This window comes from Dyadobacter sp. CY343 (assembly GCF_021390335.1).
Lineage (GTDB): Bacteria > Bacteroidota > Bacteroidia > Cytophagales > Spirosomataceae > Dyadobacter.
In genome coordinates, this window is the sequence record NZ_JAJUXK010000005.1 from 1 (window position 1) to 25,113 (window position 25,113).

Genomic DNA, 25,113 nt, shown 5'->3' on the forward strand with positions numbered 1-25,113 from the left:
GCCCGTTTACGCCGCATGCCATGTTACAGGTTGACCACACGCATTTTGAAAAATGGATGGATTTATTTGTCGGGACCATTGATGAACTGTTTGTCGGCGAGAAAGCCCAGGAAGCAAAGTTCAGGGCGCAGAAAATGGCGGAAATGTTTGAACATAAGATCAAGTACTACCAAAGCGATCCATCCCGTGTGATTTTATAATCTCCGGCTCAAATCAACATCGTATTATTGAAATGCAGGCCCAGGAACGCTGATACCGCAGATCCACAATAGGCGATGATGGCTGTGAGCTTGATCTGCAGAACTATCAAACAGGCAGATGCAGATCTCCTTTGTGTTGCAGTGCAAATTTTTCTATCAAGCCATGTCAAGAGTTAAGGGGTAGCCTTTCGTTACAAGCTCTTTTGGTTTCGTCAGAATAAGCTACTAATTGCCATAACACCGTTAATAGAAGTACTACCTTCATAGATATTGTCTATATTATTTTAACTGTAAATATTCGCTGGTTAAAACGTAATTTGGTTAATATAACCAAAGTTTCCATTCCAGCAATTGTGGGTTGTTTTCCGGTTCAAAAAACAAAAGCTTGACACGTTAAACTGTATTTTGACAGTCTAGCCCGAACATACACAGGAACACATAGGCTATATATTCTCTCAAGCCACTAAGCTACGGCATACAATATTGCTCTCTGATGGCCAGAAATGACGGAATGTGATCTGTAAAAATTTAACCTCGATATACGTTAATTGGTACTTAAGCTGTTTCCGAGTTTTTCAATGCCCATATAACCAAGCTCGTAGAAGTCGGCAGAAAACTCCAGAGCTCGGGTCATCGAAGGATAGTGGTAGGGTAGGCCTCAGTTCTGGGGAAGATCAATGACGGGCACCAAAAGGCGAAGCTGATATCCTAGCGAATCCTGGCCGTGTGACCAGCCCACCAACAAAAAGAAGGCAACAACTAAACATGCGAATTTTTCAAGTCTAATTAGATAAAAATTATTTCAACACATTTATAAATAATGATCAGAAATGATCTAATTTGCGCAAAAATAATCAATTAAGCGACGAGTTATCCAAATAGGTAACAGATTGTTGTGAAGTTCGTGAATGGGTAGTGAAGCCGATTATCCAAGGCTCACGCAGCGGTAGAATTGTTACTTCTGCTCACATTTTCATGATAGTAAGCTTTTTAATCCTTTGTCTATAAACAGTTAAAATCGATATGCAATTTCCTGTAACTGCTGCCTTGTCTGGCCTTGTAAAACACTTCTTGATCATTGACAGTGATGCGGTTCAAACCAAGAACTCAGGTTTTTTTCGGATCGAAAGACGGGGAGGGGCTGAAAAGCATAAGAAGTTCTACCTTCAACCGTCTGAGAAACTTGGAGGGGCTCAATTGAATGAAAACAAGCTAATGGTTGAATGGAAGGAAATGGGCGTGGACTTTCGGAGTATTTCTGAAGGGATTGACACTTCTACCAAAATGGGCCGCCTTTGGTATATGCTCAGTTCTGTCTTTGCGGAGAATGAACGTGAAATTCTGATGGAGCGGACTTTGGCTGGTATGGAAGCCGCCCGGGCGCGGGGTAGGGTTGGTGGTCGTCCAAAAGGGCTAACTAAAAAATCAAAGGAGCTTGCCAGTTTGGCTACCACATTATATTTAAGTAAAAAATATACCACAACGGAAATTTGCAAGCAACTAAAAATCGGGAGTAAGACCACGCTCTACAACTATTTGAGGCATGAGGGGCTTGAAATTGAGGGTTGGGCAAGAGTAAAATTCGAAAAAGAGTGACGGTAAAGATGCTTGCGGACTTGCGGACCAATTTATATGTAGTATTTTAAAAGCTAGTTTAATTGTAAATTGGCTTGGTTATCCCTATTATATTAGTAAATGATATTTAGACCAGAAAAGCCGAAGCAGAGCTTAAATAAGGCATTTTTAAAGCAAAGACCTTTACGAAAGGATATTGATATATTTAAATTCAACTTAATTAGGCTATTAGGTAAAATTGATGAGATAGAGCGTGAAGAAAACCAAAAGAATCATATACGTGATTTTTTACGAGATACATTTTATAAAGAAAATCATGAAATTAATACCAAGGACAGTAAAGATCTTGTCATACACTTAGGAAAAACAAGCAAGGATAACGTTGGAGTCATTATTGAAGCCAAGCGGCCAGGTAATAAAAGTGAAATGTTTTCCGCGGAAAAATTCAACACAAAATCCCTGCATGAACTTATCTTGTATTATCTGAATGAACGTTACAAAGCCGGAAATAATGAACTTAAGCAGTTAGTAATTACTAACGTGTACGATTGGTTTATTATAGATGCAAATCATTTTGACCGTGTGATCTACCGTAATGCTAAAATTAAGAGATTGTATGAAACCTATCGTGGGGACAAAAAGGATACACCATTTTTCTATGAAGAGGTTAGTAAAATCCTACCTCTTATCGAAAGTGAGATTCCTGTAACGCATTTTGATATCCGAGAATACAAAAAAGTCTTACTAAATGAAGACAAAAAAGATGATAGGGATCTGATAGCTCTTTTTAAAATATTGTCTCCCCACCACCTTTTAAAACAGCCTTTTGCCAATGATAGCAATAGTTTAGACAGGTCCTTTTACTCTGAGTTACTCCATATAATTGGTTTGACAGAAGTCAAGGAAAAGGGCAAAAAGATAATTCAAAGACCCACATTGGAGTGTCGAAATAATGGGTCTCTGCTCGAAAATACCATCAACCAACTTGATAGTCTGGACAAGGTTAATCGTTTAGAAAATCCCGGCATCTTTGGTTCGAATTATGAAGAGCGACTATTCAACATTGGGCTCGAGCTAGTAATTACCTGGATAAATCGGATATTGTTTTTAAAATTGCTTGAGGCGCAGTTGATAAGTTACCATAAAGATGATGAGTCTTATGCTTTTTTGAATTTCAAAATGGTTAAAAACTTTGACGATCTTAATCGTCTTTTTTTTTCCGTACTGGCTCGCCATCAAGATAACAGAATCGAGGAGGTAAAAACAGTGTTTCGAAAAGTTCCTTATCTAAATAGCTCACTTTTCGAGTTGACTATACTTGAAAATCAGTCTGTGGTTGTTAGCAACTTGAGTGATGACCGGTCGCTCCCAATCGTTTCTAGTACCGTTTTAAAAGACAATTTTGGTAGGAAACGAACAGGATATTTAAATACTTTGGAATACTTATTTGCTTTTTTAGAATCGTATGATTTCAGTAGTGAGGGTAGTGAAGACATTCAGGAGCAAAACAAAACTCTTATCAATGCCTCTGTTTTAGGATTGATCTTCGAGAAAATAAATGGCTATAAAGACGGGTCTTTTTTTACTCCTGGGTTCATAACAATGTATATGTGTCGGGAAACTATACAACGAACTGTTATCCATAAAATCAATGAGCGGCTACTAAAAATTGATAGGGTAAAAAATGAACCGCTTCAGAGCTTAGATGACATTTATAATGTTATAGGTGAACGGATATCTAAAAACGAAGTCAACGAAGTGATTAACAGCATCCGAATTTGTGATCCTGCTGTTGAATCTGGACATTTTCTTGTTTCAGCACTTAATGAAATCCTTTTTATTAAGAGCCGACTTAAAGTATTACAGGATAAAGAAGGATTAGTATTGAGAGGTTATCATATCGAAGTTGAAAATGATGAACTGACCATTGCTAATGACGAAGGTGATGCATTTGAATATAAACCCCATAATAGAGAAAGTCAGCGTATACAAGAAACACTTTTTCATGAAAAACAGACCATTATTGAAAATTGTCTTTTTGGTGTAGATGTAAACCCCAATTCGGTTAAAATATGCCGCTTGCGTTTATGGATAGAACTGCTCAAAAATGCGTACTACAAATCGGATAGCCAGTTTACTGAATTAGAAACGCTTCCCAATATTGATATTAATATTAAATGCGGTAATAGCCTGATTAGTCGCTTTGCCCTTGACGCCGATTTAGGACAAGCACTAAGGAAAAGTAAGTGGTCGATCGAGAACTATAAAGAAGCCGTCCGTACTTACCGAAATGCTCAAAGCAAAGAGGAAAAGCGGGAAATGGAAAGGTTAATTGAAAACATAAAAGGCAATTTACGTACGGAGATAAGCCGTAGTAGCAAGGAACAAAAGGAATTAATAAAATTTACTAAGGCATTAAATACTAAGTACTTAGACGATCAGCTCTTTACAATCAGGTTGACCAAGGCACAGCAGAAAGACAAGAAAGCCATAGAACAACAAATAGAGAGATATACATCTCAAATTGAAGAAATAAGAAGTAACAAAATTTACGTAAATGCATTTGAATGGCGGTTCGAGTTCCCAGATGTTCTAAATGATGAGGGAGATTTTCTAGGATTTGATGCCGTAATTGGTAACCCACCATATGTCCGTCAGGAACAAATTATTGATCAAAAGCCATATTTAAGAAGCAATTATCAAACTTACGCCGGTACAGCGGATTTGTATGTGTTTTTTGTAGAGCGAGGCTTAAACATATTAAATGATGGGGGGTACTTTTGCTACATACTTCCTAACAAGTGGATGAAAGGTGGTTATGGTGGGGCTTTAAGAAAATTTGCGGGTAAATTGAAAACGGTCAAAATGATTGATTTTGGTGATTTGCCAGTATTTGATGAAGCAACAACTTACCCGAGTGTGTGGCTTATGAAAAGGGAATATAGCGAAGTTAATAGTTTGAATGCTGCAATCGTGGATACCTTGGCCTTCCCAAACGGGATTGATTTTTATCTAAGAAATCGCTGGTTTAATGTAAGCGCTGAAAGTTTGACAGATGAGAGTTGGAATTTAGTAGACTTCGAATCACAGCAAGTGATAAATAAGATAAAGAGTGTAGGCAAGCCCTTGGTAAAATATATCAATCAAGATATATATCGAGGAGTTTTAACTGGCCTAAATGACGCTTTTGTTATAGATTTAGAAACTAAGAATAGTCTAATTGCAGCAGATCCGAAAAGTGAAGAGATAATTAAGCCATTTTTGTCAGGAAGGGATATTAGACGATATTGCAATCCAGTCCACGATAAGTGGTTGCTATTTGTAAGACGTGGCATTGATAACAATAGATATCCAGCAGTGCAAAAGCATCTCGAAAAATTCCGATCAAGTTTAGAACCAATGCCCAAGAATTGGGTTGGTAATGACTGGAAAGGTAGGAAGGAAGGTACATATAAATGGTATGAAATACAAGATGCGGTTGACTATCATGCTGAGTTTGAAAAACCAAAAATATTTTATCAAGAAATTGCGTCGTACTCTACGTTTGCATATGATAGTACGGGTCTTTTTTCAAATAACAAGCTTTTTTTTATTACCTGCGATGACTTAGCTCTACTCGGATTCTTGAACAGTAAACTTGTTTGGTTTTATTTAAAAAATACAGCCAATGTTTTGCGAGGTGCGCTAGCACTGCAGAGTCCGTACATACTAAACTTGCCATTGTCTGATGCACTAAGGAGAAATGATCGCATTATACGGTTGGTAACTATCATATTGGAGTCTAAGCAAAATTCTCCGTTGAGAGATACATCACTCTTGGAGTCAGAAATTGATCTCTTTATTTATGCGCTTTATAACCTTTCAGTTGAAGAGATAGAAATTGTAGAGAGAGCGAGCGTTCCATTTTAACGAACCATGCATTACCAGGTTTATGTATCTCCTAGATATGAAGATTATAGATATGCTTGATTAGTACAAAATATTTAAATAAGGCTTGGCATTACAACATATATCTTTACTATTTGTAGCTTCTTTCTTGTTGATCTTTCACCTAGAGTTATCAAGGTAGTGGATAGATCTAATATACCTAAAATATGGCTGTCTCGATAAAAAATGCCGCTATCATTGCAACACTGTTAAAGGAGACACCCAAACCAGTTTTCTTGCTGGGAGCTGGAGCGTCTGTCACAGCCGGTATCCCTTTGGCTGGTGAAGTTGTGAGTAAGGCGGCGAAGTGGGCATATGCTCGGGAAAATGGTAAAAATTCTGACGACCCGAGGATTACGCGAAGTGATTGGTATCCCTGGCTTGAACAGACACAAAATTGGTTCAGAAAGGATGTTCCTTTGGCCGATTTATTTCCTTATGCGGTGGAGAATCTGCTGAAACCACAAAAGGCCCGAAAGGAGTTTTGGGTAAAAATTCTAAATCCAGATGTTAGGCCGAGTATAGGATATCTACGGTTGGTAGAGTTGATGCACCTTGGGAAAATAGACACGGTCTTGACCACCAACTTCGATGAATGTATAAATAAGGCGAGGAACGAAATAAATCGGCCGGCAATGATAGACTATGTCCGCACTTCCCCAGAATATGTTAAAATTACCGCGACTCCCGGTTTTCCTGTTTCTGTCTTTCTGCATGGCGATGTCAATAATTACTCTGATAAAAACGTAATTGATGAGATAAAGCGCATGGACGATGATCTTGTCGAAGCACTCGTTCCTTTGCTGAAGGATCATCCTTTGATTGTCGTTGGATATCGTGGTGCAGAGCCTTCTGTTATGGAACATCTTTTACTTGACAACGCTAAGCGGGCAAATCAATATAAAAATGGTATTTATTGGTGTTTGCGCCCCGGAGAGCGACCAGAAGATGCGTCTGATTATGTTAAGGCATTGGTTGGTGAGGTAGGTAATAATTTTGAATTTGTTGAGATTGAAAGCTTTGACAGTTTATTCGATAAAGTTATTTGGTCTCATATTGAGGAAGAAAAAGTTAAAATAGACTATGACCGGAGTATTCCTTTCAACAACCGACCACAACCTGTTTTAACAAATTTTGATTTAAAAAATGCCAAGATTAATGAAGATGCGGACCTAGATCAGACTCTTTTACGAATAAGAATTCCTAAGTATTGTGAACGGCTAAATATTGACGTTCCTACTAGAATTGACGATTCTTGGCTTGTCAGTCAATTGTTATTACTTAATCTCCTTCGAAAAGGAACAGATGGGAACATATACACCACTAATGCAGGGCTTCTTCTGTTTAGTAAAGTTCCACAAAAACAAATTCAGTCTGCCAAAACGATTATTCGATTTTCTGGGCCAAAAGATTGGCTTTGCAAAACTTTGAGCGATGACTCCATAAATGAGGATTTTATGGAATATGAAGTTTCAGGTAATTTATGGGATCAGCTAAACGCAATTAATGATGCATTGATCATGGTTAATCGCCCATTTCGTTTAAAGGAATCAGAGTCAGTAGATGTTACTCCATACGATCCAATTGCTCTAAAAGAAGTTATTGTTAACTCGTTAGTTCATAGGGATTACGAGTTAGATGCGCCAAATCTCATCGAAGTTCGCCCCAGTATGATTTCCATTAAAAATCCAGGCGGTCTTACCGAAGAAGTTCGTCATTTTTTTGAAGACGAGGGTATGATCGAAGAAATCAGAAGAGGCAGAAGAGGAATTAAGGGTTATCGCAATCCTGTCTTAGCTGACTTATTTTATGGTGCAGGGGCAATGGACAAACGAGGATCAGGTTTATTCGATGTTGTAGAACGAGTGCGGCAAAACGGCGGGCGAGTTGACTTTGAGCCTAATTTAGCGAACACTGATTTTACTGTTGTTTTGGAATGCCGCCCAGAGGCTGTTGACGAAATTACTCGTACAGCTATTCCCTTTACAGTAGTTACAACAAAATACTCTTCTAATATCCTGGAGTTTAAACGTCTTCCTGAACTTGTTACTTTCGCTGACACGTCTTACAGAAGTAGAAATGCAATATTTTCTGACTACCCAGGTATATTTTTCCCTCCATTTGAACTATATGAAAAGGAATTGTATACCTTAACTAATCTTAATATAGGCTACAATACTCTACGTAACTTAGTAGATGTGAAAAGTATAAATTCAATTTCGATTGACGAATATCTTGGCGGTTCTGAAGGGGAAAAACGTTTTGTTCGCTTACTTAACGATAGTCTGAAAAGTCATTTTCACCGGGTTGGTCTAATCGTAGATATACAAAAAAAGAGGGCATATTTTCCAAAAAAAGAAGATGGGGAACGTATTATCGCTTATCAGGCGAGATTTAAGAAGGCTAAACGAACTGTTGCTAGGCCACGTTTTTCAGCCAATAAAGAAAAAATAAAGTATTGGGAGCATAAGGCCTTTCATTATTCAATAAGGAATTTTGCCGATGTGTGGGCGGTAATAATCGAACCGACTTATGTATTTACACTTAATGGCGAAAAGGATTTGTTAGCATCAACGCGTGTTGGATCCTTGGCGACGAAAAAAATGTCAAGGGATTATAATGCTAGTGTCTTAAATGACCTTACTTTCTGGCTGCGTATGTTGTCAATTGGTGAAACTGATCACTTTACGTTGCGGTCATCAAATACAGATGGACTAGGCGATAACATTGTTTTAGCGGCAGATTTTAGTGGTGCACAGATGAACAATTTCGAAAATTATGAAAGTGAAGAGTACGAGGTAGATGAAGAACAAGACGATAGTGATATCGATTCTGAACTAGCTCATTTAGCAGAAAAGCAGCGACAAGGTATTGTAGAGGATATTGACGAGTGGAACGACGAAGTATAATGTCAAAAAATATCGTACATGGATATTCAACTTATTGAGATCAAACCAACAGAACTGGAATTTGGAGGAACAGCTGCTTTTCCAGATCCCAAGAATGGGCTTACTCAAGCCGGGCCGTTTGATATGCGTTTTGGTCCAGCTCAATTAAAAGATGTACGTGTAGGTCTTGTAGGTACTCGTAGCATGACAATTAAGGCAGTAGGATGGCTTGAACGTTGTCAAGGAATGATCCCTACAACGATGAAGAATATACAACAGTATCCGGATTTTTTAGGCTTTGAAGCGATCTTCCGAGCTACTTTAAATACAAATTCGCATTGGACCTATGTCATTCCGGATGAAAATCTTGAAAGTGCGTTAATTATTAAAGAAGATATTACTCGCTTTGAAACAGTTCTTGATTTGTATGTGCAAGGAATTGATCGGTTGATGACTCTGGAAATAAGCAGACCAAATGTGATTATCTGCTGTTTACCTGAATCAGTTTTGGAAGCTTGTCATCATGTTGAGAAAAATATAACGAAGGCTCAGAAAGCAAGTTTAAAAAAATTAGTTGCACCGGGTAAACAGTTGTCTTTGTTCGATGAACCTATTGAGGATACTGAGGAAGACTTATTATACCGAGATTTTAGAAGAGCCTTGAAAGCCAAAGCAATCTTAGCTAATGTACCCATTCAAATAGGACGTGATCGCCTTTTTTTAGATCTAGCTGACAATCAAGATGCTGCAACTCGTGCATGGCATAGCTCTGTGGCTTTATACTATAAGGCAGGAGGCATCCCTTGGCGCTTACGAAGCGATGAACTTGAAACCTGCTTTGTTGGTATTACATTTCATCACTTAAAAACAAATATTAGACAAGTTGTTAAGTCTTGTATTGCTCAGGGCTTTTCCTCTGATGGGGAAGGTTTTGCGCTACGGGGTGGAGATGTTCCCTATAACCCACGCTTCAACAAAACTGTTCACCTATCTCAGCAGCAAGCTTTTGAATTAGGAAATTCAATTATTGAAGAATATGCCTTCAGGACAGGCGTGCCACCACAACGTATTGTTCTTCATAAGACATCTTTGTTTAATCAGGAGGAAGAGATGGGTTTTCGTTCTGCATTTAGTAGTATTCCAATTGTTGAGTTAATTAATCTGCAGCCAACAACTTTCCGGTTGGTTAAGCATGGGAAGTATCCTGTTGATCGAGGAACGCTTTGCGTCGTGAACGGATCGAGCTATTTTTTGTTTAATACAGGATTCATTCAGGAATTGGGAACCTATCCAGGTGCGCATATTCCGAGACCGATAGAAATTCGGAGCAATGAACCTTTTGATGCTGTAAAAGCTGCTGAGGACATTTTGGCACTTGCCCGTATGAATTGGAACACATCTAGTATCACCGGAGGGAACCCAGTTACCTTATTTTTTTCTAGACAGGTAGGAGGAATTATGGCCGAGTTGAGTGTAAAGAAAGAAGTAAAAATGCCGACGTCTTTCCGTTTTTATATCTGAAGGCTTCAAAAGTTATTTGTTTTAAAAGGGATTAAATGAAACCAAAAGATCACGTCGCCTTACTTAGTGCTCTCTCAACTACAATTTCCGGAAGCTATACCTGGCCAATCCTTAAGGAGTTATTTGATCAGTATGGGTTTGAATACGATAACCAAAGTACCTTAAGTAAAAGAGATTTAACAAGGGAAGTAATTTCCAAACTTCCAGAAGATAGGCTCTTTGAACTTGCTAGGGAATTTCTAGTTGATATTCCAAGCGAACCTGAAATTAGCAATATGCCCACAGATCAACTCAAAAACTTCCCGGAAAGAAAAATATTCATTAGTCACTCAAGTTCCGATAAAGACATCGTAAAAAAAATTATTGATATAATCCGGGCGGCGGGTGTTAATACGAATAGAATTTTTTGTTCTTCTTTTCCAGGCTATGGAGTTTCATTAGGTGAAAATTTTTTAGATGTTTTGAAAAAAGAGCTGAATAATGATGTTCTAGTGCTCTTTGTTCTCTCAGAACACTTTTACAATAGCCCTGTTTGTTTATGTGAAATGGGTGCTGCCTGGATAACAACAAAAAAGCATATTCCGATTTTGATTCCACCCTTTACCTATGCTCAAATAAAGGGGGTTATACCTTTGTCACAAGGAATGACTCTTGATGAAAAAGGTAAATTAAATAGCCTCAAAGAGGAATTTGAAACATTTTTTAATCTGACGGAAAAAGTCAATCATTCGATATGGGAAGAGGATAGAGATAGCATTATATCTTCCGTTCAAGTTTTAATAGATAAAAGAAATGCTCAATAAGTTGAATGAAGATTTTGATGAATTGAAGAATATCATTGAGAAAGCTGAATTAATTGCTAAACATCTATTTGGTCCATCATTAGTTGAATTCAATCTCTTAGTGCAAGAAACTTTACGATTTAGGCGCCTCAGGAATCAGGTGGAAATTCTTGAAAAAGTAAAAGAAATCGTTTTCGACAGTAATTTGACGCTTCGACAGGTCAATCTTAAAGCTTTGGTGCCTTTATTGGAAGGTATAGGTTTAGAAGAGTCGGAAGAGCTTCAAAAAATGTGGGCAAATCTTCTTGTTAACTATTTGGATAGCGCTGCAACGACTATAAGTGTAGTATATCCCAGCATATTGAAGAGCCTTTCGACCAATGAGGTAAGGTTTCTTTGGCATTTACATGAGCATCCTGAATCTGGTATCAACACTGCAAGTATTCATAAAACGATTGAATTCGAACTTCACGAGATCAACAACCTGGAACGTCTTTCACTGATAGAGGGTGAAATAAAATTTTTCCAGATGACCTACGGCTCAACAGAGGTCAACTGGAAGAAGACGGATAATTATTTCCTTAGCAAGTTTGGGAAAGATTTTCTTAGGGCCTGTGTTAGGTAGACCAAGTATTTGCTAAACAATTTTGTACGTGTAACTTGCAATGACTGGGCTAATGAATTTGGTAATCCACAATATATTCTAGATGTGTTGCTAAGCGTCATTTGTGTGATGGTGGAGGCGGTGGCTATAATTCAATCTCAATGTTAACGTTTGAGGACCCGGTAGAAGAAGTTTAAATGTATTGCTAAATGTTATGAACAGCCCTCAATATGAATGACGATATAATTTTTGACAGTTTTCGTACATTGTATGAAGTGCAAACCCAGCTTACAGACTATAACGGCGTTTTTATAAAAGATGGAATAGTTAACAAGGAGTTATTTCGCGAGAGCAGAGAAAAAATCCTCTTTATCGCAAAGGAGCATAACTTGCCTAACTCCTACAGTAAAAAAACTTACGCAGCTGACTATCGGATATGGTGGGAGGATCATGTGCATTTGGGATTTTCGGTCAGAATAAGTGAGTGGGCACATGGTATCGAAAACAACTTTTCAACACCATATGATGCAATAGAGAAAGTTCACCGAGAACAAGCATTAAAATCAATTGCTTTTATCAACGTAAAAAAGACCGCCGGTAGAGCAAATGCTAACCCAAAAACAATTTGGGGCTACATTGGAGCAAGTTGTTCACTGCTCCTAGAACAAATTCGTGAAATTGCTCCAACGCTAATCGTTTGCGGTTTTCGATATGACAATTATCCCATTCAGTTGTTTGATGTCCAAATGAAAAAATCAGAGTCCGGAACATTTAGCATCGGAACATGGGAAGGGATCAGCATCATTAATTTCTTTCATCCATCCTGCCGAAAAGATAAAAAGTGGCTTTATAATGAATTGGCACAAGCATATAAGAGCATAAGATCCTAGATTTTATTTTTCTTCTGGTGCTATATAGCAATAGTCGGCAGTAACATTTTGGATGTGATTTTGTATGGAATAATGTATTAAGAATTTCCTTATGACAGATTACATAGCTCTCTTAGAGCAGCTTAAAAAAGAGATTCGAGAGGCTCGGTTAAGAGCAACGATTTCGGCTAACGTCGAAATGCTGTCTCTTTATTGGAAAATTGGTAAGATCATATTAGATCAAGAACAGCAAGCAGGGTGGGGACAAAAAGTTGTATTGCGCTTAGTAACAGACTTAAAGGCAGAGTTTCCAAACATGAAAAGTTTGTCGCCGCGTAACCTGCGATATATGAAGTCGTTCGCTGCGGCGTATCCTGATGAGTCAATTTTGCAAGTCACACTTGCAAAATTGACTTGGTACCATCATATAACCTTACTTAGTAAAGTAAAAGACCCAGACGAGCGCCTATTTTACATTACAGAAACAGCTCAGCAGGGCTGGTCTCGTGATGTCATGATCATGCAGATAGAATCCAATTATTCAGAACGGCATGGAAATACAGTTTCAAACTTTGCGAGAGCGCTTCCGGATCCATTATCTGATTTAGCGCAACAATCGATCAAAGATCCATATCTTTTTGATTTCTTAACTTTGGCTGACGGTTACAAAGAACGTGATTTAGAAAATGGACTGGTTGAGCACATTACCAAGTTTCTTCTAGAACTGGGCAAGGGCTTTGCCTTTGTCGGCCGACAATATCCAATAGAGGTTTCCGACAGGGAATTTTCAATAGATCTGTTGTTTTATCACTTGAAACTCAGAGCATATTTGGTCATTGAATTGAAAGCGGTTGAATTCGAACCAGAATTCGTCGGTAAACTGAATTTCTATTTATCTGCTGTTGATGATCAGCTGCGAACCGAACATGACAATCCAACAATTGGGCTTTTGATTTGTCGAAAGCGCGACAAACTGATGGCGGAATACGCATTGCGCGATGTGAACAAGCCAATTGGAATCTCCGAATACAGAATATCTGAGGCGCTACCTGATGAACTCAAAAGTACTTTACCGACGATTGAGGAAATTGAAGAACGATTAGAACAAGGCGAAAATAAGGATAGTCGTAGATAATTAAGAGAGGTTTTAGCAAATCAATATCTCGAAAGTGGCAAATGACATCATAAAATTTCGTACTTGGTTATTTTAATTCTCATTAATGAACTGACAGATGTCAACTATAAGAGTAAATCCGATCCTTAGATATAGTGACATATTCTCAGAAGCACTTAATTTGCCATCTGAGAATGACCATAAACAAAATATCAAAGCGCTAATTGTAGGGCTTCCAAAAAAAACAGTGCTGCAAGCATCTGCTCATTTTGCTGGATACTTCGACTATGAGTCATCCAAATTTAACCAAGATGCAATCAGTTTTCTTGATAATTATTTTGGATACACCTCGAATGAAGTAAAGTTGCCCATATTGAAGACAGTTTCAGACTTGCAGAGATCTTCTGCAACCAAATTGCAAATTATCAATACTATTACAAGTCTCACATTATTCAACTGGGCGCTTGAATTTTGTGAGGGCCCCGACGAAATTACTGATCATGACCGTGCTGCCTTTGAAATTACCTTGTTGAAAGCATACCTGTACTTAAACGAAGTTTTAGATAGCAAGCATACGAATGCAATTAAAACTGTACCTCATTCAGGTATTGAAGGTTTCATCAGAATGCAATTTACTGTCGCCTTACCGGATTATGAATTTTCAAATGTTAATTTACCTAAGGCGTTCACATGTCAGATCATTAAGGCGTACTGGTTATTTTCCCATATAAGTAGTCATCAGAAATACCAGCAATTGATTAGTTCCCTTTTAGCGAAGTTGATGCTTGACAGTATTTATCCGATCTACTCTTTTTTCATCGACATGGCTTTTGAAAGTGTAAAACGTTCCGAAGGCGCTGTTACAATCGATTTGGATCCAAATGATCCTGACATTGAACATATGGAAAGAATTTTTCAATACTACACAACTGTAACTGGGAGTGAAAGTGATGATTTTCGATTCTTACGTACAAATCCATTTTATGAAGTGACTCGTGGTGAGTTTAGGATCATTTACCCTCTATTTGTAGTTGACAAGATTTACAAGAGCTGGTACTTTCAATTTAACGAGCTTAATATGACTCTTGAAGATCCACCATTCAAGGTTAAAGCACTTAAAGGGGAATATGGGAAGAAAATTACTGAAGAAGTTATATTGGTAAATGCATTGAGTGGTGTATTTAGGTCCGGGGCAAATATTCGGTTTGGTGAAGCTTTATGTGATAGTAATGGTAAGGAGTTTAAGCAAGCCCCAGACTATTACGTGCGGGATTCAAATAACGTATTTTGGTTTGAGTCTAAAGATACTTATCTCACAGCTCAGAGCAAGGCTTCTTATGATTACGGTGAGATAGAGGCTGATCTAGAAAAAAAATTACGAACATCAGGAATTAGTCAACTTGTTGCAAATATCAATAGGGTTTACAGCAACAATTTAGAGTTCGACCAAATTACTCAGCCTAAAAAGATAAAATTTTATCCAATTCTAGTCTTACATGATGAAACATTTAATTCTCCATTTTTAAACTATATTGTAAATCAATGGTTTATTGAAGATCTCCAATCTGGTGCGGATCCTTGCGTCAATATTTCTAATGTTAATCCGGTAGTTATTCTCACGATAGATACGATAATAAATTTCAACCAACTTTTTCGTCGCTCTCCTCACTATTTCGAATTGTTGTTGCGCCGGTATGCAGACCATCACCTTCATGCTCAGAACAATCAACAAGTAATTACCGGGCTGTCATTTTTCCATTTTGCACAGTCTTTTTGTTTAAAGAAAAAATTTCTAGTCGCCCCGATCAAGAGTTGTTTAGGCAGGCTTTGCATTATTTCCTTATGGGTAAATTCAATATTACAGACTAAGATCGAACTTGTTATTCATCGATAGGTAGTTAATTATACATCGCTACTTTATAGGGTAAATTATAAAACATAAGTGAAATGGAGATCTTTCAACACCATGTGTATATATTGAATTGGTATCAAAATCATGCGATAACGGCTCAAAACAATTTATTAAAGATATTAAGTGAGGGGGTTCAGAATGGTCAATTTGAGCAAGTATTTGACGGGCCAGGTATTGATATATATAGATTTTTGAAGGGTGGGGAAGATGGCAACACGATGATGTTTACAAACCGTCTTGGTGATTATAAGCTAGTAGCAACTACTGAAATACCAGATATTAAGCTTTCGCAAAAAATATTCTTTGATGGCTCGAAAGCGGAATAGACGGAAATAGTTGTTTTTAGCCATATCATATTACTACCGAAAAATGATTTATATGGTAAAGACTCAACTGCCATCACAAAATTAAAACTTGTTAATGCCAGCATGCTGACTAGATGAAAATGCAATTTCAGACGCGAATGAGGGTAGCCCGATTCTAAAATACTCTTTTGACTGCGAAAATGTCAACCGAAATGAAGAAAAACTAAGATGCGTAACATCATTAGAAATAAATACAAAAAGTTAAGTAGCACCGGTGGCTAATGGCCATTGAGGTTGCTAAGGATGCACCATTTACGCCAAGATTTAACCCAACGATCAAATCGAATTATAAACGATATTCGCTACAATTGCATAAATCGATGCATTTCGTGACACCTTTGGCACTTTGTTTGCCCTGACAACCGTGCTAATTGCGTAATTTCTAAGATTCTCCCCCCAAATAATATTTTGTTATATAACAGGCCTTATGTTCACTAAAATACTTTCGGGTTAGAGATAACCTTTGAACTTGATAGGAGAAAAGTAGCGGAGAAGTAAGTTCCAGCATTTAGATTAGCAGCAGATTTGGATCTTTGATGTAGTATTTGCGACAACCTATTTCAGTAGCGTACGAGCCACCTATGGCAAAAAGGTTAACTACTTTCAATTGTGCAACACCCGTTGCACAATTGAAAGTAAACATAGGCCAGCAAGGAAAAAATATTTGCAATTTAATATCAGGCTGTGTCAAGTCATGCCATCTGTTGTCAACATGCATTATGTCTATAGAAGCTGACTTGCGGCAAAAATCAAACGTAGTGTTTCATCTCTTCTGCCATCAGATGGGACAAGGCATCTTCCTTCTGCTGCAAGTCTTCAACTATTCTTTCTCTGTCCTTTTGGGAGTGGTCCTGGCTCATTTTGAAGACATGGGAAATGTGACAAATCATAATTTCAAAACCGGTGATGGCTTTCAGGTTTTTGCGGATATATTCCTGATCCATTTTGTGGAATGCCGAGGGGCTGCTGTGTGGATCTTCGTATTTATCGGTAATGTCTTTAATGATTTCATAGGTCTGCTCTTGCGAAAGAAGCCTTATTATCCCTTTGGCTTGTACTGTCTTGTAGTTCCAGGTGGAAGCAGCAGCAGGCTTTTCATAGACCGACGCACTAATATAGCTGTGTGCACCCCTAAAAACTGCCATCACATTAGGATGCATTTCAAAGGCCTTGCAATGATCCGTTTTTGTCATTACGTGGCCTATCAGCTTTAAGGCGTTTCCCTCATTGATAATATTTACCGGAACCTGGGTTGCTACCGGGTACATCCCGTCATAGCCAATAAGGGTAATAAATGGATTTGCTTGCATAAAAGCAACAACTTCTTCCGGATTTGCAGAAGAATAATAGGGCATTGTATACATAGGTGCCTTTGTTAAGGAGGGTTCTTTACAAACTATTACTGCATGCGTGGTAAGGCTTGAATTGTGTAAATTAAGCTACCAATTGCTCATTTTTGCCAGTAACTATTAGCTGCTGCAATTGTGGCAAATTCGGTGGCAACAGTTTGTCCAATCAAAACCAGCATTGTTGCATCCTGAGCGTATATAGACCTAAGTTTTTCACGGACAGCTGCATCTGGCTGGGTGGCTTTAATGATGAGTCTTGCCATTTTGATTGCAAGCTGTCTGCCTTCTTCGGCAGTAGGCGTAATAAGTGAGCCTGCTGGCACTAGTTGAATCGGATCTGCCATTTCTTTATTTGTTTAAGTGATGTTAAGTAAAATACTGCCTGTGAACCAGTGGTTAAATGTCTGTGCCATGTAAGGCAAAGTGTTTAGCCAGAAGCATTATTCCCTCTTTCAGGTCCTTTTCGGAAAGCGATCCGTAGCCCAACCTGATGCCGTTGACCGACGGGTCGTTGCTATAATGTTCTGGCGGAAGTATTTTAACCCCACTTGCGGCCATCATGTCTTTGATCTGCTGCCAGTTTTGCGCTTGCTTTGGTTGTATCCAAATCGCCAGACCGCCTTCCGGAACTGTATAATCAGCCCTTTCTTTTAGATAAGTATTTAGCAGCGAAACCGTGTAGTCGCGCTTTGCTTTGTAGTAGCTTGTTGCTTTTTTAATGTGGCGTTTTATCGTTCCGTCGTGGATCAGCTGCAAAACGGCCTGTTCCATAATGCCATCACCCTGAACATCAATAATCTTGCGCAGCTCGCCCACTTTTGAAATCAGCGAAGCATCATGACTAACCAGATAGCCAATGCGTAAGGCAGGCGCAACAACCTTGCTCATCGTGCCGATGTACACATAGTTTTGCAGCTCGGCAAAGCTCGAAACTGGAAGCACCGGACGATACCCGAAATGAAATTCGTTGTCGTAATCGTCCTCAATGATGGTAAATCCATAAGCGTTGGACAAGCGGATCAGTTCAAGCCTTCGTTGCAGACTTAATGTTACCGTGGTCGGATATTGATGATGCGGTGTTATGTAAATGGCCTTAATGTTAGGGTGCGTTTTCAAATGATCAATTACATCCTGAATAACCAGACCGTCCTTGTCAACACGAACCGGCAGCAATGTGGCACCGGCAGTTTCAAATGCTTTCCAGGCAGGCTGGTAACCCGGATTTTCGACCAGAACAAAATCGCCTTTTGAACAAATACAATGGGCAGCGAGATACATCGCCATCTGGCTGCCACGCGTCACGCAAACGGAACTGCTGCTGACTTGCATACCACGTTGATGGTTCAGCATTTGTACAATGGCTTCGATGAAATCTGCATGACCGAATTCGCAGCCGTAACCCATCATTTGCCATCGTGCACTCCGGTTGAAAATCTGCCGGTATCCACGCGCCAGCTCGGTCACGGGTGCGATTTTGCTATCGGGATAACCATCATCAAAAATGATCCTGTAATGTTGCTTCGGTAGGCTTTGATCCGGTGTGGTGATTTCTGCCTTACGCTGCCTGCTGAACACCGGCAGTGTACCGGCAACAAATGTCCCTTTCCGCTCCTTGGATACAATCCATTCTTCGTTAAGCAGCACATGCAATGCTTCTACAATCGTATTCCGGTTCACATGTAACATTTCGGCCAGGTTGCGGCTTCCTGGCAAAGCATCACCGCTACTAAGTCTTCCAGATTGAATATCTGAAATGACAGCATCCGCGATTTGCAGATAAACTGGCTTTTGTGACTTGTGATCAATCCGGATTTCCAATTTCCAGGGTCTTAGCATTGGACTAGCTGGTTTTATTTGAATGTCTCATTTCAACAGGCCAAAGTAAAATGTGCATGCATTCTACCAACTGTTAAGGTTCAGGTGATTATTATGATTTTACAAAGTTGGATAAGTCGAAGCTGAGCCAGATAGTCCAGTATTATTAATTCAAAATGGTCCAGCAAGTATCGTTAGGGCTCCTCACTAAGTTTGAATCGGCAATGGTGCCAGCTATCAAATATCACAAAAATGAGCAAGTCAATTTTCTATCACGCAGGTTGCCCGGTATGCGTCAGTGCAGAGCACGACATTCTTAATCTAATCGGTGCAGATCAGGTTGAAGTTGTAAATATCGGGGAAGACCGCAGCCGTCTCAGCGAAGCAGAAAGTGCTGGGATTAAATCGGTTCCCGCACTGCTTACGCCCAATGGCAATGTACTGCACATCAATTTCGGCGCATCGCTGGAAGATGTTAAAGGTTGAAGAAAAGGCCGGCAGAACCTGCCGGTAACGCTAATTTATCTTGACTAATCAAAACATGAAAACGACAATATTCACGCTCGCCGCCATCCTGTCCTTCACGGCCGCTATGGCATGCGAACATTGCAAAAAATACGAAGACTCAAAGGATTTTAAGATCAAATCAGCGCAGGTAATCCATAATAAAAAATACGGATCACTCGAATTTGAGATCACTGTGGAAGGAACGGCCGGAAAGACTGTTCCCACTGCCGTGGGGAAAATGGATATGGCCCCTGTCTTAGGATACGTTTTTCCTACAACATTGAAGCCGGAAGATATTGGTTTTAATCCAACCGAAGGCATTGTGGCCCTTGCCCTTACTTCGCATCCTGATTTCGACGATAGCCCGCTTTGGGATGAGAATGCCGACGGCAAGTTTGATAATGACGGCATTGTATGGCACCCGCACTGGGTGGTTCTTGTAAAAGACGAGCGTGTAAAAGGCGGACTCTCGGTAAAGGAATATAAAAAGGCAGATAAAATAACAAAGCCTAAAACAGCCCCCGACATGCCTATGTATATGGATTCGCCAGGTTATCAGGTCGTTACCCAGCAAAGCGCAATCCGTGTTTCAGTGCCTACATACAGGGTCAATAATAAGGTGGATTTCAATTACGATGCCGTCAGTTGCTATATGCAGGTGTCCGCTCCGGCAAATGGCATGTCCATGGACAAGCCGATGCTGGGTGTTATTAATGTTTATAGCGTGCTTTCTGGCAAACTGACCTTGCCTTACAAGGTAAAATAAGCCGGGCCATGACTGAAATTGATGGAAAGATCGTTGATGCATTGGCAAGGGTCTCGCAGGCATTTCGCGTATTGCTTCGCAACGAAGGGAAGTTGAATGCATTGAGCCCCATACAAATCCAGATCCTGATCTTTCTGCTTTTTCAATTCGGGGAAAGCTCCAAAGTCACTGCCTTAGCGCGGCATTTTGATCTGACCAAAGCCACAGTCAGCGACAGTGTCAAGTCGCTTGCACAAAAGTGCCTGATTGAAAAATATGTGGATGCTGCGGATGTAAGAAGTTACATGATTGTATTGACTGGGCGGGGCAGGGAGTTGGCCCTTAAAAGTGCCGGTTTTGCGTGGGCCATTGAAAAACCGCTGGACATACTATCTCCAATGCAAAAAGAAATCATGTTTACAGGTTTGCTCCAACTTATCCGGCAGCTTCACCTGGCCGGCATTATCAGCATTCAACAAATGTGTTTCACTTGCTGTCATTACGATCATCTTGGCAGTGGGCATTACTGCAAGTTGTTAAAAAGCGGCTTGGCAGACAAGGAGTTGAAACTCGATTGTGCTGATCATCATCTAAGCCTTTAAACAGGCTGGATTTTACCTTACCTAATCTGAACACTATGGACAACAACCAATTGACCAATCGGACCGGTGCGCCCGTGCCGGACAACCAAAACATCATGACCGCCGGCAAGCGGGGGCCGGCACTTCTGCAAGACACATGGTTTTTAGAGAAAATGGCGCACTTCGATCGGGAAGTGATCCCTGAGCGCCGCATGCATGCAAAGGGTTCGGGCGCATATGGGGTCTTCAAAGTGACGCACGACATAACTAGGTTTACCAAAGCGGATCTTTTCTCTGACCTTGGCAAAGAAACAGAAGTGTTTGTACGGTTTTCTACCGTTGCTGGCGAGCGCGGCGCGGCTGATGCCGAAAGGGACATTCGCGGCTTTGCCTTGAAATTTTATACCAATCAAGGCATCTGGGACTTGGTAGGAAACAATACGCCGGTTTTCTTTCTTCGTGACCCACTGAAATTTCCTGATCTGAACCACGCTGTGAAACGCGATCCGAGGACGAATCTGCGTAGTGCCGATAATAACTGGGATTTCTGGACACTTTTGCCGGAAGCATTACATCAGGTAACGGTCGTGATGAGCGACCGCGGTTTGCCAAAAAGTTACCGGCATATGGACGGTTTTGGCAGTCATACATTCAGTTTTATCAGTGGTGACCAAAAGCGTTATTGGGTCAAATTTCATTTGAAAACACAACAGGGAATTCAAAACCTGACCAACCGCGAAGCAGCTGATTTGGTTGGAAATGACAGAGAAAGCCATCAGCGTGATCTTTTTGACAACATTGAAGCGGGTAACTTCCCGAAATGGAACATGTATGTGCAAATCATGGAAGAAGGCGATGCTTACAGCTATCCAATCAATCCTTTTGATTTGACGAAAGTGTGGCCACACGCTGACTTTCCACTCATTCCAGTCGGCGAGCTGGCATTGAATCGAAATCCATCCAACTATTTTGCAGAAGTCGAACAAGCTGCGTTTAATCCCGCTTCCGTGGTTCCGGGGATTGGTTTTTCGCCGGATCGAATGTTGCAGGGGCGGCTTTTTTCATACGGCGACGCGCAGCGTTATAGGTTAGGCGTTAACCACCACCAGATTCCGGTGAATGCGCCTAAATGCCCTTACCATTCTTACCATCGCGACGGTGCGATGCGCACAGATGGAAATTATGGCGGCACCACATCTTATGAGCCCAACAGTTTCAGCCAGTGGCAACAGCAGCCTGATTTTAGTGAGCCGCCGCTCCAAATTACTGGGGAAGCGGCACATTGGGACCACCGCGAAGACAACGACTATTTCAGCCAACCGGGAAACCTGTTCCGTTTGATGAATGAACAGCAAAAGACAGCGCTTTTCAATAACACAGCAGAAGCAGTTGGCGGCGCGCAGCATTTCATTCAAATCCGCCACATTCGTAACTGCTATCAGGCCGACCCGGAATACGGACGGGGCGTGGCAAAGGCGCTTGGCTTATCTATGGAGGTAGTCCGTGATTACCAGGGTTACGAAATGAAGCCGCTTTCGGAAATGTAGATAGTATTCCAATAAAAAATCATCCCTATTTAAAACAGGGATGATTTTTCTGTTTAAACGTTTCAGTCAAAGACCACTTTCGTGGTTTCCAGAATATGCCTGAGTTCTGTGGTTTCAGTTTCGGTTAGCGGTTGCAATGGCGCGCGCAAATGTCCTGCGTTTTCTCCAAGAATTGTGAGCCCTGCCTGAATGGCCCGGGGCAAGCCTTTGGCGACGATGAACGTGAGCAGATTCAACTGCTCGAGAAAGAGAATTTGGGCTGATGCCAGATCATTGTTCAGGATTGCGTCGTATAGACTCAGGTTGAGTTCGGGGATCAAATTGGGTGCGGCGGTGCACCATCCGTCGGCGCCTGCGGCAAATGCAGCGAGTGCCAGCGGGTTGGAGCCATTGTAAAATGCCACATCATCACCCAGTTCTCTTTTTAGCAAATGCATGCGCTGCACATCACCCGTGCTTTCTTTGATCATGGTTACATTGGGAATTTCCAGCAACCGTTTCAAAAGGGTAGGCGGCATATCGACTCCGCCTGTTGCCGGGTTGTTGTATGCCATGATGGGAATAGAGATTTTAGAAGCGACGGCATCGTAGTGCCTGACGATCTCATCATCGGTCAGCTTCCAGTAACTCATCGGAATGATCATTACAGCGGTTGCGCCTGCTTTTTCGGCAAAGCTGGCATGATAAATCGTGCGCTCGGTGGTAAGGTTGGACACACCGACCAAAGTCGGCACCCGCCCCGCAACTTGCTGGATCGTAGCCTCGGTAATGGCCTCTTTTTCCTGATCTGTAAGGTATGGTAGCACGCCAGTGCTTCCCAGTGGCGCTATGCCGTGTGAACCGGATGCAACGAGGCGTTCAACCAGTGTCTTGAACAGGGGCAGATCTACGCTTTCATTTTCGTCAAATGGCGTAATAGGGTATGCGATGATCCCCTTGAATGGAACATTTTTCATTTTTATCAATGGTTAAAAAAGTGAAATGAAGTCTCCGGCATGAAGACTTCATTTGAATGGTTTTAAAGATCTCTTCCTTCTTCTTCACGAAGCGCAACGCCCAGATTTTGAAGCTGGGGCGCGTTTTCGCAGGCAATGTATTTTGCCGGCTGTGTACCGCTCAGGTTTTGATGTCTGTGCCATGCCCAGGAAGGAATGTAAACGGCATCTCCCTTTTCCCATTCCACTTTTTCACCCTCGATTTCCGTAAATCCTTTTCCCTCGAGAACATACAGCACCGTTTCGTAAGTATGACGGTGCCTGTTGGTCAGCTGGCCTGGTAATAAGCCGCCGATGGTCATACTCACATTTTTGCTGGGCAGATCCACGAAGAACACGGGATGCTTCCTTTCTGTCGAAAATTGGCTGTGCTCTCCCGCGTTTTCCACATTCTTATGGATCAGATAGGCCGGTTTTTGAAACTGCGGCCGTGCAAATGTCTGATGAAAATCCTTTGAACTGAACGTATCCATGATTGAAAACTTTTGTGTTTCACGCATTATTGCATCACAAAAGTATTGCAGTCATGGACGGCCGGAATGGTACAGAATCAAGATAAATCCCTGGGCCAGCTTCTCGTTCATTATCCCACAGCCAATGTCGCCGGACCAAACTCTTCAAAATGGATGGCCTCGCGCGCAACACCCTGCGCACTCAGATAGTCAAAATGTTTCTTGATAAAAGCGCCCGGTCCGCAGATGTAATATTGGGCATCGGGTTGCATGGCTTGCTGCACCTTGCTCAGATCCACAAAACCTTCATAATAACCATCTTCAATTTGTTGTTCAATCTTGTCATAAAAAGTGTGGACAGACATTGTGCCATGCTTTTCGCCCAACTCACGCACAAGATCTTTAAATGCATGCACCCGGTAACCGCGGCATCCATGTATCCAGGTAACCGGTCTTTTGTTTCCGACAGAGATCAAATAATCCAGCATACTTATGAATGGAGTGAGGCCAACACCACCGCTGATGAATATAACCGGGTTCGTGTTTTCAATATCCAAAACAAAGTCCCCGGACGGCGCAGCCACTTCAATCATTGCACCCTGCTGAATGCTGTTGTGCAGTAAATTGCTGACATAGCCCTCCGGCCGCTGCTGGTTGCCATGCTCTTTCTTAACGGAAATGCGGTAATATTCACCATTAGGAGCGCAGGAAATGCTGTATTGCCGTGGCTGGAATACATTCAATTCTGGCACAAACAAGCGGACAGTAATGTATTGTCCCGGAATAAAACCGGCTACTTTTCCCTGGTCATAAGGATGCAGATAGAATGAAGTGATCTCCTGCGATTCCTGCACTTTTTGTTTTACCACAAATGGCCGCCACCCGCTCCATCCACCTTCTTTCGCTGCGGACTGGCTATACAAATCAGCTTCTGCCCCCGACATAATCCCTGCCAGTTGCTGGTAAGCGACCAGCCAGGCATCGATCAGCTCAGGCGTTGCCGCCTCGCCAAGCACCTCGCTAATGGAAGCCAACAAATGCTTGCCCACAATGGCATACTGCTCGGGTCTGACGTCCAGACTTACATGTTTGTTGGCGATCCGGTTTACGGCATGCGAAAGTACTTGCGGGTTGTCGATATGTTCTGCATATGCCAGCACAGCCATTGCCAGCGCAGTGGGCTGTGCTCCTGAATGCTGGTTTGCCGAATTAAACACATTTCTGAGCTCGGGATTTTTTGTGAGCATTCTGTTATAAAAATAAGTGGTCAGCGCCACGCCGTTTGCTTTTAAAACTGGCACAGTGGCCTTTACGAGATCTTTTTGTTCGTTTGTCATTTATTAAATATATAAATACCTTTTTATC

General features: G+C 41.0%; 20 protein-coding genes and 1 pseudogene. 15 read left to right on the top strand and 6 right to left on the bottom strand.

Features of this window, described 5'->3' with window-relative positions:
- From LZG94_RS17690 to LZG94_RS17740, 11 genes and pseudogenes are all read left to right on the top strand, one after another.
- A pseudogene (locus LZG94_RS17690) lies at nt 1–200 on the top strand (globin); the annotation flags it as partial.
- 1,023 nt (nt 201–1,223) lie between these two features.
- A complete protein-coding gene (locus tag LZG94_RS17695) occupies nt 1,224–1,796 on the top strand; it encodes a recombinase family protein (RefSeq protein WP_233793137.1) in 573 nt (190 codons plus the stop codon).
- Nucleotides 1,797–1,895: 99 nt separating this feature from the next.
- Nucleotides 1,896–5,684, top strand: coding sequence for an Eco57I restriction-modification methylase domain-containing protein (locus LZG94_RS17700; protein ID WP_233793138.1), 3,789 nt, complete (start codon nt 1,896–1,898; stop codon nt 5,682–5,684).
- Between the two features lie 185 nt (nt 5,685–5,869).
- Nucleotides 5,870–8,611, top strand: coding sequence for an SIR2 family protein (locus LZG94_RS17705; RefSeq protein WP_233793139.1), 2,742 nt, complete (start codon nt 5,870–5,872; stop codon nt 8,609–8,611).
- Nucleotides 8,612–8,629: 18 nt separating this feature from the next.
- Nucleotides 8,630–10,111 (top strand): hypothetical protein, encoded by a 1,482-nt coding sequence (locus LZG94_RS17710; RefSeq protein ID WP_233793140.1) that lies wholly within the window; start codon nt 8,630–8,632, stop codon nt 10,109–10,111.
- Nucleotides 10,112–10,146: 35 nt separating this feature from the next.
- On the top strand, nt 10,147–10,914 hold the full coding sequence (locus LZG94_RS17715) for a TIR domain-containing protein (RefSeq protein ID WP_233793141.1): 768 nt from the start codon (nt 10,147–10,149) through the stop codon (nt 10,912–10,914).
- Entirely contained in the window at nt 10,904–11,518 is a 615-nt protein-coding gene (locus LZG94_RS17720; protein ID WP_233793142.1) for an Abi-alpha family protein, read from the top strand. The genes LZG94_RS17715 and LZG94_RS17720 overlap by 11 nt, the downstream gene beginning before the upstream one ends.
- 209 nt (nt 11,519–11,727) lie before the next feature.
- The gene (locus tag LZG94_RS17725) at nt 11,728–12,387 is read left to right on the top strand and encodes a hypothetical protein (protein ID WP_233793143.1); all 660 of its coding nucleotides are present in this window, start codon (nt 11,728–11,730) and stop codon (nt 12,385–12,387) included.
- Between the two features lie 91 nt (nt 12,388–12,478).
- On the top strand, nt 12,479–13,501 hold the full coding sequence (locus tag LZG94_RS17730) for a YhcG family protein (protein ID WP_233793144.1): 1,023 nt from the start codon (nt 12,479–12,481) through the stop codon (nt 13,499–13,501).
- A 97-nt stretch (nt 13,502–13,598) separates the two neighbouring features.
- On the top strand, nt 13,599–15,374 hold the full coding sequence (locus LZG94_RS17735) for a hypothetical protein (protein ID WP_233793145.1): 1,776 nt from the start codon (nt 13,599–13,601) through the stop codon (nt 15,372–15,374).
- Between the two features lie 53 nt (nt 15,375–15,427).
- Nucleotides 15,428–15,718, top strand: coding sequence for a hypothetical protein (locus tag LZG94_RS17740; protein WP_233793146.1), 291 nt, complete (start codon nt 15,428–15,430; stop codon nt 15,716–15,718).
- Nucleotides 15,719–16,506: 788 nt separating this feature from the next.
- On the opposite strand, the gene LZG94_RS17745 is transcribed toward LZG94_RS17740, so the two are convergent.
- The 3 genes from LZG94_RS17745 to LZG94_RS17755 all read right to left on the bottom strand — a co-directional run bounded on the left by LZG94_RS17745 (nt 16,507) and on the right by LZG94_RS17755 (nt 18,942).
- Nucleotides 16,507–17,121 (bottom strand): FMN-binding negative transcriptional regulator, encoded by a 615-nt coding sequence (locus LZG94_RS17745; protein ID WP_233793147.1) that lies wholly within the window; start codon nt 17,119–17,121, stop codon nt 16,507–16,509.
- 86 nt (nt 17,122–17,207) lie between these two features.
- The gene (locus tag LZG94_RS17750; protein ID WP_233793148.1) at nt 17,208–17,450 is read right to left on the bottom strand and encodes a hexameric tyrosine-coordinated heme protein; all 243 of its coding nucleotides are present in this window, start codon (nt 17,448–17,450) and stop codon (nt 17,208–17,210) included.
- 52 nt (nt 17,451–17,502) lie between these two features.
- The gene (locus LZG94_RS17755; protein ID WP_233793149.1) at nt 17,503–18,942 is read right to left on the bottom strand and encodes a PLP-dependent aminotransferase family protein; all 1,440 of its coding nucleotides are present in this window, start codon (nt 18,940–18,942) and stop codon (nt 17,503–17,505) included.
- Between the two features lie 231 nt (nt 18,943–19,173).
- Between LZG94_RS17755 and LZG94_RS17760 the strand changes: the two genes are divergently transcribed.
- The 4 genes from LZG94_RS17760 to LZG94_RS17775 are packed head-to-tail and all read left to right on the top strand — an operon-like array spanning nt 19,174 to nt 22,301.
- Entirely contained in the window at nt 19,174–19,407 is a 234-nt protein-coding gene (locus LZG94_RS17760) for a thioredoxin family protein (RefSeq protein WP_233793150.1), read from the top strand.
- 55 nt (nt 19,408–19,462) lie between these two features.
- Complete coding sequence (locus LZG94_RS17765) at nt 19,463–20,194, top strand: hypothetical protein (protein WP_233793151.1); 732 nt, start codon at nt 19,463–19,465, stop codon at nt 20,192–20,194.
- A gap of 8 nt (nt 20,195–20,202) precedes the next feature.
- Entirely contained in the window at nt 20,203–20,775 is a 573-nt protein-coding gene (locus LZG94_RS17770; RefSeq protein ID WP_233793152.1) for a MarR family winged helix-turn-helix transcriptional regulator, read from the top strand.
- A gap of 35 nt (nt 20,776–20,810) precedes the next feature.
- Nucleotides 20,811–22,301, top strand: coding sequence for a catalase (locus LZG94_RS17775; protein WP_233793153.1), 1,491 nt, complete (start codon nt 20,811–20,813; stop codon nt 22,299–22,301).
- Nucleotides 22,302–22,363: 62 nt separating this feature from the next.
- On the opposite strand, the gene LZG94_RS17780 is transcribed toward LZG94_RS17775, so the two are convergent.
- The 3 genes from LZG94_RS17780 to hmpA all read right to left on the bottom strand — a co-directional run bounded on the left by LZG94_RS17780 (nt 22,364) and on the right by hmpA (nt 25,085).
- On the bottom strand, nt 22,364–23,257 hold the full coding sequence (locus tag LZG94_RS17780; RefSeq protein WP_233793154.1) for a dihydrodipicolinate synthase family protein: 894 nt from the start codon (nt 23,255–23,257) through the stop codon (nt 22,364–22,366).
- A 62-nt stretch (nt 23,258–23,319) separates the two neighbouring features.
- Complete coding sequence (locus LZG94_RS17785) at nt 23,320–23,769, bottom strand: cupin domain-containing protein (protein ID WP_233793155.1); 450 nt, start codon at nt 23,767–23,769, stop codon at nt 23,320–23,322.
- Nucleotides 23,770–23,879: 110 nt separating this feature from the next.
- The gene (hmpA, locus tag LZG94_RS17790) at nt 23,880–25,085 is read right to left on the bottom strand and encodes an NO-inducible flavohemoprotein (protein WP_233793156.1); all 1,206 of its coding nucleotides are present in this window, start codon (nt 25,083–25,085) and stop codon (nt 23,880–23,882) included.
- Nucleotides 25,086–25,113 lie beyond the last annotated feature (28 nt).

Excerpts from the sequence above, each read along its gene's own strand:
- LZG94_RS17695 (WP_233793137.1), top strand. The coding sequence starts at position 1,224 with ATGCAATTTCCTGTAACTGCTGCCTTGTCTGGCCTTGTAAAACACTTC.
- LZG94_RS17700 (WP_233793138.1), top strand. The coding sequence starts at position 1,896 with ATGATATTTAGACCAGAAAAGCCGAAGCAGAGCTTAAATAAGGCATTT.
- LZG94_RS17705 (WP_233793139.1), top strand. The coding sequence starts at position 5,870 with ATGGCTGTCTCGATAAAAAATGCCGCTATCATTGCAACACTGTTAAAG.
- LZG94_RS17710 (WP_233793140.1), top strand. The coding sequence starts at position 8,630 with ATGGATATTCAACTTATTGAGATCAAACCAACAGAACTGGAATTTGGA.
- LZG94_RS17715 (WP_233793141.1), top strand. The coding sequence starts at position 10,147 with ATGAAACCAAAAGATCACGTCGCCTTACTTAGTGCTCTCTCAACTACA.
- LZG94_RS17720 (WP_233793142.1), top strand. The coding sequence starts at position 10,904 with ATGCTCAATAAGTTGAATGAAGATTTTGATGAATTGAAGAATATCATT.
- LZG94_RS17725 (WP_233793143.1), top strand. The coding sequence starts at position 11,728 with ATGAATGACGATATAATTTTTGACAGTTTTCGTACATTGTATGAAGTG.
- LZG94_RS17730 (WP_233793144.1), top strand. The coding sequence starts at position 12,479 with ATGACAGATTACATAGCTCTCTTAGAGCAGCTTAAAAAAGAGATTCGA.
- LZG94_RS17735 (WP_233793145.1), top strand. The coding sequence starts at position 13,599 with ATGTCAACTATAAGAGTAAATCCGATCCTTAGATATAGTGACATATTC.
- LZG94_RS17740 (WP_233793146.1), top strand. The coding sequence starts at position 15,428 with ATGGAGATCTTTCAACACCATGTGTATATATTGAATTGGTATCAAAAT.
- LZG94_RS17745 (WP_233793147.1), bottom strand. The coding sequence starts at position 17,121 with ATGTATACAATGCCCTATTATTCTTCTGCAAATCCGGAAGAAGTTGTT.
- LZG94_RS17750 (WP_233793148.1), bottom strand. The coding sequence starts at position 17,450 with ATGGCAGATCCGATTCAACTAGTGCCAGCAGGCTCACTTATTACGCCT.
- LZG94_RS17755 (WP_233793149.1), bottom strand. The coding sequence starts at position 18,942 with ATGCTAAGACCCTGGAAATTGGAAATCCGGATTGATCACAAGTCACAA.
- LZG94_RS17760 (WP_233793150.1), top strand. The coding sequence starts at position 19,174 with ATGAGCAAGTCAATTTTCTATCACGCAGGTTGCCCGGTATGCGTCAGT.
- LZG94_RS17765 (WP_233793151.1), top strand. The coding sequence starts at position 19,463 with ATGAAAACGACAATATTCACGCTCGCCGCCATCCTGTCCTTCACGGCC.
- LZG94_RS17770 (WP_233793152.1), top strand. The coding sequence starts at position 20,203 with ATGACTGAAATTGATGGAAAGATCGTTGATGCATTGGCAAGGGTCTCG.
- LZG94_RS17775 (WP_233793153.1), top strand. The coding sequence starts at position 20,811 with ATGGACAACAACCAATTGACCAATCGGACCGGTGCGCCCGTGCCGGAC.
- LZG94_RS17780 (WP_233793154.1), bottom strand. The coding sequence starts at position 23,257 with ATGAAAAATGTTCCATTCAAGGGGATCATCGCATACCCTATTACGCCA.
- LZG94_RS17785 (WP_233793155.1), bottom strand. The coding sequence starts at position 23,769 with ATGGATACGTTCAGTTCAAAGGATTTTCATCAGACATTTGCACGGCCG.
- hmpA (WP_233793156.1), bottom strand. The coding sequence starts at position 25,085 with ATGACAAACGAACAAAAAGATCTCGTAAAGGCCACTGTGCCAGTTTTA.